This is a genomic window from uncultured Polaribacter sp. (assembly GCF_947503855.1).
GTDB lineage: Bacteria > Bacteroidota > Bacteroidia > Flavobacteriales > Flavobacteriaceae > Polaribacter.
In genome coordinates this window covers 153,737-166,405 of record NZ_CANNFF010000003.1, presented here as the reverse complement: position 1 = coordinate 166,405, position 12,669 = coordinate 153,737, and the positions used below count along the sequence as shown (strand labels likewise).

Below are 12,669 nucleotides of genomic sequence, written 5' to 3'. Positions count from 1 at the left end.
ATAAAAATACTAAATTAGTTTATTACATGAATACAGAAAAAGTAGCAAGTCATATTATAAATTGGTTAAAAACATATGCAGAAAATGCAAAAGTAAAGGGTTTTGTTGTGGGTGTTTCTGGTGGAATAGATTCTGCTTTAACCTCTACTTTATGTGCAAAAACGGGATTGCCAACGTTGTGTGTAGAAATGCCTATACACCAAGCAGAAAGTCAAGTTAGCAGAGCAGAAGAGCACATAAAACAATTAAAAGAACACTTTAAAAATGTTACTAAAACTAGAGTAGATTTAACTTCTACATTTGAAGATTTTAAAAACGCTGTACCTCAAGTAACTGCTTCTGCTAAAGTAGACTTATCTTTAGCCAATACAAGAGCAAGGTTAAGAATGACCACTTTATACTATTTAGCAGGATTAAACAATTATATAGTTGCAGGAACAGGAAATAAAGTAGAAGATTTTGGTGTAGGTTTTTATACCAAGTATGGTGATGGTGGTGTAGATGTTAGTCCTATTGCAGATTTATTAAAATCTGAAGTTTATGAATTAGCAGCCTATTTAAAGGTGCCAACCTCTATACAAAAAGCACAACCTACAGATGGCTTGTTTGGAGATAGTAGAACAGATGAAGACCAAATTGGCGCTTCATATGACGAATTAGAATGGGCTATGAAAATGCAAGATGCTGGAAAAACTGCTGCTAATTTTAAAGGAAGAGAACAAGAAGTGTACACCATTTACGAAAGATTGAATCGCATTAACCAACATAAAATGGTACCTATTCCTGTTTGCGAAATTCCACAAGCTTTAAAATAAAAAAAAAGCTATCAAATATTTGATGGCTTTTTTTCAAATTTTTTAAAATGGTTTTATAGTAAGTTTGCTGCCATCATCATTTTTTTAATCCTCATGTGGGTTCTTTTTTTAGAGCCTTTAGAAATTTCAAAAGGTAATAAAATAAATAATTGAATAATTTTTAGTAGTAATAAAATTCTTTTCATAGGTTATTTTTTTTCTTTCTGCAATATACAAATATTTCTATTTTATATAAAACTATCAGAAAATACCTATTTTTAGAATTTAATAAACAATAATATCATAGTTATACAACTCTATTTAATTTCTCAAAAAGTCTAATCTTTAAACCTGTATAGCCTTTTATAGTTTCTAAATCTATGATTTGTTTTTCTGTAGATTCTTTAAGTAATTCTTCTATTTTTTTACCAATTAAAACTCTTCTTAAATTAAAAACAGCATCACTAACTAATTTTGGCAACACTTCTTTTTCAGACTTCACCTCTATGTTTTTACTTTCCCAATTACTTAATTGATGTTTTTCTTCATCCATTAAAATAGAAGTAACTGTTTCAGAAATTTCTACATTTTTATGGTTAACCAAAGCATCTATTTCTAATTTTTCAAATTGATTTAATTGATGAATAATTTCTGTATATATTTCTTGAAATACAGAATTTGTAAATTCTATTTCATCATCCTGTAAATGCACATAAATTTCTGCAGAAACATTGTTATTATATTTTCTAATAGTGGTGGTTATTTTACCATCTTCGTCTTCATTTTCTATTTCTTCAGAAAACTCTGTAACTTCATTACCAAATAATAATAATATTCTTATAATTTCTTTTTCTAAAATAGCTAACTGATCTATTTTTTGAGAAGCAAAACCACCTTTTACTAAGCCCATTTGTGCTTGTTCTTGTTCTAAAAAATATTCTGGGGGTGGCTCATTAGGGTCTTGCTGCTTTGTTTTAAAATTTTGTTTTTTAGCACTTTTACTTTTTTCTTGAATCTCTTTTTTAAGTATTTGTGCCAATTCGCTAAATAAAACACGCTCAGAAATATCCATAATTCTAGCACATTCTTGTACATAAATTTCTCTTTTTATTCCATCTGGTATTTTAGAAATACTTGTTACAATTTCTCTTATTACACTTGCTTTTTTTATAGGATCATTTTTAGAATCTTGTAATAAAAGAGATACTTTAAAATTGATAAAATCTTGAGAATTATTATCTAAGTGCGCTTTTAGTTGTTCTGTTGAATGTGCTTTGGCAAAACTATCTGGATCTTCTCCATCTGGAAATTGCACCACTTTTACATTCATGCCTTGTTCTAGTATTAAATCGATACCACGTATGGAAGCTCTAATACCAGCTGCATCTCCATCAAATAAAACAGTAATATTTTTTGTTAACCTGTTTACCAAACGTATTTGGTCTGATGTTAAGGCTGTACCAGAAGAAGCTACTACGTTTTCTATACCAGATTGATGAAAAGAAATTACATCTGTATAGCCTTCTACCAGATAACAATTATCTTGTTTGGCTATTTCTTTTTTTGCCTGATAAATACCATATAAAATTTTGCTTTTATGGTAAATATCACTTTCTGGTGAGTTTAGATATTTAGCTGCTTTTTTATCAGCAGTTAAAATACGACCTCCAAAACCTAAAATACGACCAGACATAGAATGTATAGGAAACATAACTCTACCCTTAAAACGATCGAATTGTTTGTTTTCTTTTACAATGGTTAAACCTGTGGAGGCTAAGTATTTAATATCGTAACCTTTTGCTATGGCTGCGTCTGTAAAACCACTCCATTCATCTAAACAATAACCCAGTTCAAAAGTTTTTATAGTATCGTCTCTAAAACCTCTTTCTTTAAAGTAAGAAAGTCCAATTGCTTTACCTTTATGGGTATTAAGCATGGTTTCATAAAAGTAATCTTTGGCAAATTTAGATACCAAAAACATACTTTCTCTTTCGTTCATCTGAGCTTTTTCTTCTGATGTTTGCTCAGTTTCTTCTATTTCTATATTATACTTTTTTGCCAACCATTTTATGGCTTCTGGGTAGGTGTAATGCTCATGTTCCATTAAAAATGAAATGGCATTACCTCCTTTTCCTGTAGAGAAATCTTTCCAGATTTGTTTTACTGGAGAGACCATAAATGAAGGTGATTTTTCGTCTACAAAAGGACTTAAACCTTTAAAATTACTACCCGCTTTTTTTAGTTGTACAAATTCACCGATAACCTCTTCTACTCTTGCAGATTCGAAAACACGGTCTATGGTACTTCTGGATATCATTTAAAGTTTTAATTTTTAATGTGAAACAAATATAAGGACTTTGTTTTTCTATTTGTTTGGTTGGTTAAAAAAACCTTACAGGTTTAAAAAATCTGTAAGGTTTTTTTCTAATTATTGTTTTAACGAACTTCCTTTTTTAAGTTAGCAATACGCGTTAAGGATTGAGCAATTGTTTGAGCTCTTTTTTGTTTTTTCTACAAAAAAAAGCGAGTGCGAAAGCCTGACCTGAAAGGGAACGCCAAAAAAATTATGAAGCTGCCTTAAGCTTTTTTAAAGTTGTGTTGGTTAATTTTGCTGCTGCATATTCTTTGGTTACGCTTAATTCTTTTTCGTCAGAACTTGGTAAATCGAACATAGCGTCTGTAAAAATAGCTTCGCATAAAGAGCGTAAACCTCTTGCACCTAACTTGTACTCTACTGCTTTCTCTACGATATAATTTAAAGCGTCATCTGATATAGTAAACGCAACATCGTCTATAATAAACAGTTTTTCATATTGTTTAATTATAGCGTTTTTGGGCTCTGTTAAAATTGCTCTTAGTGTTTTGGCATCTAAAGGATTCATATGACTTAACACTGGTAAGCGCCCAATAATTTCTGGTATTAAACCAAATGCTTTTAGGTCTGATGGTATGATGTATTGCAATAAATTTTCTTCGTCTACTTTGTCTTCATCTAAAGAGGCTCCAAAACCAACAGCTTGCATGTTTAAACGTTTGCTAATAATTCTTTCGATTCCAGAAAAAGCGCCACCTGCAATAAATAGGATTTCTTTGGTATCTACTTCTATAAATTTTTGTTCGGGGTGTTTTCTACCTCCTTTTGGTGCTACATTTACAACTGTACCTTCTAATAATTTTAGTAAGGCTTGCTGCACACCTTCTCCTGAAACGTCTCTTGTGATAGATGGATTGTCTCCTTTTCGGGCAATTTTATCTATTTCGTCTATAAATACGATACCTCTTTGGGCTTTTTCTACATCGTAATCTGCAGTTTGTAACAACCTGCTTAAAATGCTTTCTACATCTTCGCCAACATAACCTGCTTGTGTTAATACTGTTGCATCTACAATAGAAAATGGTACGTTTAACATTTTTGCAATGGTTTTTGCTACTAATGTTTTACCTGTTCCTGTTTCTCCTACTAAAACAACATTCGATTTTTCTATTTCTACCTCGTCTTCATTGTCTTTGGTTTGTAACAATCTTTTATAGTGATTGTATACAGCTACAGACATGGTTCTTTTGGTTTCGTTTTGACCAATGATGTATTTATCTAAAAAGTCTTTAATTTCTTTAGGCTTTTTTAGTGTTAAATCTTTTGATAAACTACTTGATTTTGCCTCAGAAATTTCTTCTTCTACAATACCATGAGCTTGCTCTATACATTTATCGCATATATGGGCATCCACTCCAGCAATAAGCAAATCTGTTTCTGCTTTTTTGCGTCCGCAAAACGAACATTCTAAGTTTTCTTCTTTTGACATTTAATTGGCTTTAGGCAATAGGCTATATACTTTACGCAAAATGCTTTTTATAATTATTTAAGCAAATTGCATATGGCTTTTAGCTTATAGCTTTTTATTTTCTGGCTAATACTTCATCAATCATTCCGTAAGCTTTTGCTTCTTCTGCTTTCATCCAGTAGTCTCTGTCAGAATCATTATGTACTTTTTCTACGGTTTGGCCAGAATGATTTGCTATGATAGCGTATAATTCGTCTTTTAATTTTAAGATTTCTCTCGCTGTAATTTCGATGTCTGATGCTTGTCCTTGTGCGCCTCCTAATGGTTGGTGAATCATAATTCTAGAGTGTGGTAAAGCAGAACGCTTTCCTTTTTCTCCTGCACACATTAAAACGGCACCCATAGACGCAGCCATACCTGTACAGATAGTAGCTACATCTGGTTTTATAAATTGCATGGTATCGTAAATACCTAAACCGGCATATACGCCTCCACCTGGAGAGTTGATGTAGATAGAAATGTCTTTATTAGCATCTACACTTTCTAAAAATAATAATTGTGCTTGTATAATATTAGCAACTTGGTCGTTAATTCCTGTTCCTAAAAAGATAATTCTATCCATCATTAAACGAGAAAAAACATCCATTTGTGTAATATTCATTTGGCGCTCTTCCATAATATATGGTGTTAAGCTACTTGTAATTTTTGTGTAGCTTGTACTGCTGATACCATGGTGTTTTGTTGCGTATTTTTCGAATTCTTTTCCGTAATCCATTATCTTGATTCTTTTAGTGTTTGTTTTGTAAAGATAAGAACATTTTTCTTATTTTTTTCTTAGTTTTTATGGCTAAAAAAACCTGAATTTTACAATTCAGGTTTTCTATTTTACTTTGCTTCTAAAGCAAATTCAGCATATCAAATAAAGATAGTTTATTTGTATACTTCTTTAATAAAGTCTTCGTAAGAAAGTTCTTTGGTTTTAAAGCTCATGTTTTCTTTATAAAAAGCCAGTAATTTTTGACTGATTAATTGAGATTGTAATTTTTGAGCTTCTTCTTGGTTTTGCAATATTCTACCAGCAATATCATCTAATTCTTTTTCTTCTGGATTCATGTTACCAAACTGTGCCATTTGTGTTCTAATAAATCCTTTTGCATAGTCTACTAACTCTGCATAGTCTATTTTAATGTCGTTATCTTTCATGATTTTTCCTTCAATTAATTGATAACGTAATCCTTTTTCAGATTTATCGAACTCTTCTTTTGCTTCTTCTGCAGTTAATTCTTTTTCTCCTGCAGTTGCTAACCATTTTTGTAAAAATTCTGCTGGTAAATCAAATTTTGTATTTTCTACTAAATGCTCTGTGATGGCATTTAATAAATATTGATCTCCTTGTTGTGTGAATTGTTTTTCTGCGTCTTCTTTAATTTTATCTCTTAATTCAGTTGCCGTTTTTACGCTTCCATCAGGAAATAATTTATCAAATAATTCTTGATCTAAATCTGCTGGTTCTGTTTTGGTAATTTCTTCTACCGTAAACGTAACTTTAATAGCTAAATCTTTAACGTCTTCTTCTGCAATGCCTAAAATGTGTTGTAATTTATTTTCGTCTTCAAATAATTTCTTAGTTTCTAACTCAATTACATCACCTACTTTAGCACCAATAACTTTTTTCTCGTTTTTCTTTCCTTTTAGGTCGTTTACTAAAAAGGTAGATTTTTTATTGATTTCTTTTTCTTCGTTAACAAATGTACCTGTTACGTTTGCATGTTCTGTAGCTGCTTCTATAGAACTCATTTTGCCATAACGTGTTTGTATATTTTTAACTTCTTCGTCTAAAAGATCTTCTGTAGCTATAATATTGTAAGCTGTTACTTTCTTTTTTGGTTTTAAATCTACATCAAATTCTGGCACTAAACCTAATTCGAACTCAAAAGAAAAGTTGTCTGCATCCCAGTTAAAATCTTCTTTTACTCTTGGTAAAGGGTTTCCTAAAATGTCTAATTTTTCTTCTGTTATAAATTTATTTAAAGAATCTTGTAAAAGTTTATTTACTTCATCTACCAATACAGATTTACCATACTGTTTTTTAACCATACCCATAGGTACATGGCCTTTTCTAAAACCAGGTATGTCTGCTTTTTTACGATAATCTGTTAATACTTTTGCTACTTTTTCTTGATAGTCTTCTGCAACAATATCAACTTTTACCACTGCGTTTAACGCATCTATGTTTTCTTTAGTAATATTCATTTCTTTATGCTCTTATTCTTTAAAAAATCGAGTGCAAAATTACGCTTTTTAATTGATTGCACAAATGTTTAAGTGGTTCTATTTCAGTGATTATTTTATTAATCGAGTTGTTATTTATCATCTTTTAGTAAAGAAAATAATGCAGATCTAAAAAATGACAATAAAATACTAAAAAATAATGCTGCCCAAAAGCCTGAAACAGCAAAGCCATCTACTAATTTATCTGCCAATAATATAATTACTGCATTTATTACAAATATAAATAACCCAAAGGTTACTAGGGTTGCAGGTAGTGTAAAAAAGATTAACAGTGGTCTTACAAACATATTTAACAAAGCAATTACAAAGGCTACAATTATTGCAGATATGTAACCAGATATAGCTACCCCAGGTAAAATATTAGCCAAAACAATTACTGCTACAGCCGTTAATAATATTTTTAAAAATGTTTTCATTTTACAGGTATTTATTTGATAATTAATTAGCTAAAAACGTACCAAATAAAAAAAACTGCTTTTTTGGCAGGTTTTTTCCTGTAAAGGATTCTTAATTTTTTAAAAAAGTTAATTACTGAAACTTTTTTACTACAATTTAAATCACTTTTAAACATGTTGTTTGTTATAAAAGTAGAGCTTTCTTACTATCTTTGTAAAAACAAAATAAAATAATGAGTAATATACTTGCACCTTCAGTTTTAGCAGCAGACTTTGCCAACTTACAACGCGACATAGAAATGGTTAATAATAGTGAAGCAGATTGGTTTCATATAGATATTATGGATGGCGTTTTTGTACCAAACATTTCTTTTGGTATGCCTGTTTTAAAAGCCATAACCAAACATGCTAAAAAAACAATAGACGTGCATTTAATGATTGTAAATCCAGATCAATACATACAAACATTTGCAGATTTAGGTGCCAATATTCTAACAGTACACTATGAAGCTTGCACACATTTACACAGAACAGTACAAGCCATAAAAGCAGCGGGTATGAAAGCGGGTGTTGCTTTAAACCCCCACACACCGATAGCTGTTTTAGAAGATATTATTTCAGACTTAGATTTGGTGTGTATTATGAGTGTAAATCCTGGGTTTGGAGGACAATCTTTTATTGAAAATACTTACAAAAAAGTTAGTCAGTTAAGACATTTAATAGAGTTTACAGCCTCTAATTGCCAAATAGAAATTGATGGCGGTGTTACCAATAAAAATGCAAACCAATTAATAGAAGTTGGTGCCAATGTTTTGGTGGCTGGTAGTTATGTTTTTAAAGCAGAAAACCCAACAGAAACTATTGCCGATTTAAAAAATATTATAGCATAATTGTATGCGGTTGTCGACATAGAAACTACAGGAAATGGCCCTAAAGGTCAAAAAATTACAGAAATTTCTGTGCTGGTTTTTAATGGCGAAAAAATAGTAAATGAGTTGACAACTCTGGTAAACCCAGAGCAAAACATTCCAGCTTTTATTACAAATCTAACAGGCATTGCTAATGCTATGGTTAGAAACGCACCCAAATTTTATGAAATTGCACAAAAGGTAGAAGAAATTACGCAAGATTTAATTTTTGTTGCCCACAATGTTAATTTCGATTACAATATCATAAGAGACGAGTTTAAAAGTTTAGGCTTCGATTGGAAACGTAAAAAACTATGTACAGTGCGGTTAACAAGAAAAATTATTCCTGGCTTACCTTCTTATAGCTTGGGTAATATTTGTTCTGGAGAAAATATTCCAATTAATGGCAGACACAGAGCAAAAGGCGATGCAGAAGCTACTGTAGAATTATTTAGAAGATTGATTAAAAGAGACCAACATTTTATCATCAATTCTTTTTTAAATCCACGTTCTAGACAAGCTACTTTACCACCACTTTTAGATAAAAAAACAGTAGATAATTTACCCGAAACTTTTGGAGTTTATTATTTTAAAAATACAGCTAAAGAAATTATTTATGTTGGTAAGGCCAACAATATTAAACAAAGAGTTATTAGCCATTTTTATGACAAAAAGAAAAAAGAACAAGCAATGTGTATGGAAATTGCACATATTTCTTATTCAGAAACTGGTAGCGAATTATTGGCGTTGTTATTAGAATCTTCAGAAATAAAAAACAAATACCCAAAATACAATCGCTCTCAAAAAAATAATAATGCCGCTTTTGGTATATTTTCTTATGAAGATCAAAAGGGAATTATCCATTTAGCATTTAATAAAATTAAATTAGTTTCAAATTCGATAACAACATTTTACACTTTGGCTGCTTGTAGAGTTTTTCTAGAAAAAATTTGTAAAGAATTTACTTTATGCCCAAAATATTGTCATTTACAAACCAATGTAAAGCAATGTTTTCATCATCAAATTAAAGAATGTAAAGGTATTTGTTGTAACAAAGAACCTGTTAGAGAATATAACAAAAGGGTTTTAAAGGCGATACAATCTGTTAGCGTAGCATTAGAAAATATTGTGATAAAAGAAACGGGGAGGTTTGCAAACGAAATTGGTTTTGCTTTAATTTTAGAAGGGGTTTACCAAGGTTTTGGATATATTGATAAGGAACTAGATGCGCAACTACAAAACCCAGAAGATTATCAATTTTACATACAACCCAAAAGAGATAACAAAGATGTGCAAAAAATATTAACTTCTTATTTACAAAAAAAAGAAGGTTTAAAAGACTTAGAAAATGGAAAAATCAGCATATAAGATACATATTATTGGTGCAGGAATTAGTGGTTTAATTGCAGCACAAGTTTTAGAAAATCATGGTTATCACCCAACAATTATAGAAGCTAGTGCTACAGTTGGTGGACGTGTAAAATCAGATATTGTAGACGATTATATTTTAGATCATGGTTTTCAGGTGTTGTTATCTTCTTATCCCGCAGCACAAAAATATTTAGATTATAAAGCGTTAGATTTACAAGAATTATTACCAGGAGCCACAATTTTTAAAAATGGTAAAACGCAAACTATTGGAGATCCTTTGCGTAATTTTTCTTTGTTATTTCCTACAATAGTATCATCTATAGGAAACTTTTCTGATAAGCGAAAAATTTTTCAATTAAATAGGCTATTAAAAAAGAAAAAGATAGCTAGCATTTTTAATGAAGAAGAAAAAACAACACTTAAATATTTACAAGATTTTGGTTTTTCTAAAGATATTATCTCTAACTTTTTCAAACCTTTTTTTAGTGGAATTTTCTTAGAAGAAAAACTAAACACCTCTAGTAGAATGTTTGAATTTGTGTATAAAATGTTTGGCGAAGGAAAAGCTGTATTGCCAAAAGGTGGTATACAAGCGATCTCTAATCAACTAAAAGACAAGCTACAAAACACCACTTTTATTTTTAATACAAATGTAAAAGAAGTTTTAGATTCTAAAATTATTTTAGACGATGCACACGAAATTCAAACCCATATAAGTATAATTGCAACAGAAGCCAGTGCATTCATATCAAATTTAAACAATCAAGAAACCAACTGGAAAAGTTGCCATACGTTCTATTTTGAAACTAGAAACAAAGCAATACATAAACCTTTAATTGGTTTAATTGCAGATGGTGATGCTTTGATTAATAATATTTTTTATCATACAAGTGTTGCTACAAAATCTAAAGGCACTGTAGAATTACTTTCTGTAACTGTAGTAAAAGAACATAAATTATCTGAATTAGACTTGATATTAAAGGTTACAGAAGATTTAAAAATTCTTTGTGGAATAGAGGTTAAAAGGCTTTTAAAACACTATCATATTAAAAAAGCCTTACCCCAATTAAGCAATTTGCAATACGAAATTTCGAGTTCTGAAACCAAGTTAAAATCTACCATATTTTTGGCAGGAGATCAATTGTTAAATGGGTCTTTAAACGCAGCTATGATTTCTGGTGAAAGAGCTGCATTAGGGGTTGTACAAGCCTTAGAAGATGGTTTAATTGTAGATGAGTTAACATCTGAGTATCAATAAAAAAATAGGCTCTTTTAACAAAAGCCCCTTTTTAAACTACTATTACTAACTAAAAACTATAATTGTTGTACTAAAAAATTTATTAAATCTGTGGTTGTTATAATACCAACTAACTCGCCATTTTTAGCAACAGGTAGTGCATGAAATTCTTTTGCTGCTAACAATTTAGACACCTCTTTTATGGTAGCATCTGGATCTACAACAGTTACATTTTTAGCCATTACTTGTTTAATGGTAAATATATCATACACGAAGGTGTCTACATTATTTTCATCATCTGAAATATCTGCAAAACTAATTCTTAAAATATCTGTATAGCTTAGTATCCCTAAAATTTCTTTATTTCTAACTACAGGTATGTGCCTAATTTTATTTTTTTTGAAAAGTTTTTCTGCTTTTTCTAAAGTATCAGAAACATGTAACTATAACCTTGGTTGTCATTATAGATGATATTGGTGTTCGTTTTTTCATGATTTTTTTATTTAGAATTATAAATCAAATTTCAGGAAAACTATCAAATTAAAAGATGATTTTTATCAGTAATAAACAACAATTTTTTGGTATTTTTTATAGAATTATGTAGAAAAAAACTACTATTTAAAATATAGATAAACTTTATTTTAAATAGTAGTTTTTCTTATTTGTGACCTCCACTGTTGACTCTTCTAACTTTATTGAAGATTTAAATTATATTCTATCCTTAGATTTTTGACTATCTAAAATATAGTACAAAAAAATATTCCCAAGAATAAAAAATTATTCTTGAGAATAAAAAGTGACTCCAGCAGGATTCAAACCTGCAACCCTCAGAGCCGAAATCTGATATTCTATTCAGTTGAACTATGGAGCCTTTTTTAATTTAAATAATCTTTAACTTGGGCTAAAGATAACAATTTGGTAATAAAATTATTTCATTAAATGTTTTCTAACCAATGTAGAAATTATTTTTCCTTCTGCTTGTCCTGCTAACGCCTTTTGTACTACTTTCATTACTTTACCCATATCTTGCATTCCAGAAGCATTTAAATTGTCTATGGTTGCAATTACAACACCTTCTATTTCGGCTTCTGTTAAGGCTTCTGGTAAAAACTGTTCTAAAATGGCAATTTCCGCCAATTCAGGTGCAGCTAAATCTTCTCTACCTTCTTTTAAAAAGATGGTAGCACTATCTTTACGTTGTTTTACTTGCTTTTGTATAATTTTTAGCTCTTGGTCTTCTGTTAATTCTTCTTGAGAACCTGTTTCTGTTTTGGCTAATAAAAAAGCAGATTTTACAGCTCTTAAAGCTTGTAAAGCAACTGTGTCTTTTGCTTTCATAGCTTGTTTCATCTTGTTCATTACCTCTTTTTGTAAACTCATATTCTATTGTTTTAGTTATTTGTTTTTATTTACCTTTTTAAGGTATAAAACGTTTTTATTATAATCTATTATTGCTTTTCCTTTCTGTAAAATATCTGCCCCAATAATACCTGTAACTTCTTTGGCATTGTGTTGTAATAATGCTGTATTTACATGCGATAAATCAAACAAAACCAAATTAAAAGTATTAGTTTGCCATTTGTCTATTTTAAGTTGATTTTTTGTGGATATTAGTGTTTCCATATCAGTTGCTCCTGCACCTGCAGCTTTGGTATCACTTTCTTCTGTTTCTAAATTAAAGTGTTCAATCGATTTTAAACCAACACAAGAATTAGAGGCACCTGTATCTAAAATAAAACGACCTTTTACACCATTAATTTTAGCTTTTAATTCTAAATGGTTGGTGGCAATTTTTTTTAATTTTATTTTAATGTATTTTTTCTTTGTTAAGATTTTTTTTAAACGTTTCATAAAAATTTTTAAGGTCTCAAAAATAAGATTTAATAGATT

Annotated in this window: 13 protein-coding genes and 1 tRNA gene; 4 read left to right on the top strand and 10 right to left on the bottom strand. The window is 30.1% G+C overall.

The genetic code is table 11. The features are described from left to right. Positions 1 to 26 precede the first annotated feature (26 nt). Entirely contained in the window at positions 27 to 815 is a 789-nt protein-coding gene (gene nadE, locus Q0662_RS03760) for an NAD(+) synthase (RefSeq protein WP_298947275.1), read from the top strand. A gap of 53 nt (positions 816 to 868) precedes the next feature. Here the strand turns inward: nadE and Q0662_RS03755 are convergent, their stop codons facing one another. The 6 genes from Q0662_RS03755 to Q0662_RS03730 all read right to left on the bottom strand — a co-directional run bounded on the left by Q0662_RS03755 (position 869) and on the right by Q0662_RS03730 (position 7,284). Further along, entirely contained in the window at positions 869 to 1,000 is a 132-nt protein-coding gene (locus tag Q0662_RS03755; RefSeq protein ID WP_298947274.1) for a hypothetical protein, read from the bottom strand. Between the two features lie 101 nt (positions 1,001 to 1,101). Continuing rightward, a complete protein-coding gene (dnaG, locus tag Q0662_RS03750; RefSeq protein ID WP_298947272.1) occupies positions 1,102 to 3,111 on the bottom strand; it encodes a DNA primase in 2,010 nt (669 codons plus the stop codon). 247 nt (positions 3,112 to 3,358) lie between these two features. Further along, positions 3,359 to 4,597 carry an ATP-dependent Clp protease ATP-binding subunit ClpX gene (gene clpX, locus Q0662_RS03745; protein ID WP_298947270.1) on the bottom strand — a complete coding sequence of 413 codons (1,239 nt, stop codon included), beginning with the start codon at positions 4,595 to 4,597 and terminating at the stop codon, positions 3,359 to 3,361. Positions 4,598 to 4,691: 94 nt separating this feature from the next. Beyond that, positions 4,692 to 5,351, bottom strand: coding sequence for an ATP-dependent Clp endopeptidase proteolytic subunit ClpP (gene clpP, locus Q0662_RS03740; protein WP_298947268.1), 660 nt, complete (start codon positions 5,349 to 5,351; stop codon positions 4,692 to 4,694). A gap of 155 nt (positions 5,352 to 5,506) precedes the next feature. Continuing rightward, the gene (tig, locus tag Q0662_RS03735) at positions 5,507 to 6,829 is read right to left on the bottom strand and encodes a trigger factor (protein ID WP_298947266.1); all 1,323 of its coding nucleotides are present in this window, start codon (positions 6,827 to 6,829) and stop codon (positions 5,507 to 5,509) included. A gap of 110 nt (positions 6,830 to 6,939) precedes the next feature. Further along, positions 6,940 to 7,284, bottom strand: a complete 345-nt coding sequence (locus tag Q0662_RS03730; RefSeq protein ID WP_298947264.1) for a phage holin family protein — start codon at positions 7,282 to 7,284, stop codon at positions 6,940 to 6,942. Between the two features lie 212 nt (positions 7,285 to 7,496). Between Q0662_RS03730 and rpe the strand changes: the two genes are divergently transcribed. From rpe to Q0662_RS03715, 3 genes are read left to right on the top strand one after another with little or no spacing between them, the layout of a single operon-like run. Then, positions 7,497 to 8,153, top strand: coding sequence for a ribulose-phosphate 3-epimerase (gene rpe / locus Q0662_RS03725; protein ID WP_298947263.1), 657 nt, complete (start codon positions 7,497 to 7,499; stop codon positions 8,151 to 8,153). Further along, positions 8,154 to 9,539, top strand: coding sequence for an exonuclease domain-containing protein (locus tag Q0662_RS03720; protein WP_298947261.1), 1,386 nt, complete (start codon positions 8,154 to 8,156; stop codon positions 9,537 to 9,539). It abuts the gene before it with no gap. Continuing rightward, complete coding sequence (locus Q0662_RS03715; RefSeq protein ID WP_298947259.1) at positions 9,520 to 10,800, top strand: FAD-dependent oxidoreductase; 1,281 nt, start codon at positions 9,520 to 9,522, stop codon at positions 10,798 to 10,800. Before Q0662_RS03720 ends, Q0662_RS03715 begins: the two co-directional genes overlap by 20 nt. A gap of 56 nt (positions 10,801 to 10,856) precedes the next feature. Here the strand turns inward: Q0662_RS03715 and Q0662_RS12010 are convergent, their stop codons facing one another. The 4 genes from Q0662_RS12010 to Q0662_RS03695 form a co-directional block, all read right to left on the bottom strand. Then, entirely contained in the window at positions 10,857 to 11,051 is a 195-nt protein-coding gene (locus tag Q0662_RS12010; RefSeq protein ID WP_367181280.1) for a CBS domain-containing protein, read from the bottom strand. 525 nt (positions 11,052 to 11,576) lie between these two features. After that, positions 11,577 to 11,650: transfer RNA gene (locus Q0662_RS03705), tRNA-Arg, on the bottom strand. A gap of 56 nt (positions 11,651 to 11,706) precedes the next feature. Further along, positions 11,707 to 12,159 carry a GatB/YqeY domain-containing protein gene (locus tag Q0662_RS03700; RefSeq protein WP_298947257.1) on the bottom strand — a complete coding sequence of 151 codons (453 nt, stop codon included), beginning with the start codon at positions 12,157 to 12,159 and terminating at the stop codon, positions 11,707 to 11,709. Between the two features lie 15 nt (positions 12,160 to 12,174). After that, on the bottom strand, positions 12,175 to 12,630 hold the full coding sequence (locus Q0662_RS03695; protein WP_298947254.1) for a retropepsin-like aspartic protease: 456 nt from the start codon (positions 12,628 to 12,630) through the stop codon (positions 12,175 to 12,177). Positions 12,631 to 12,669 lie beyond the last annotated feature (39 nt).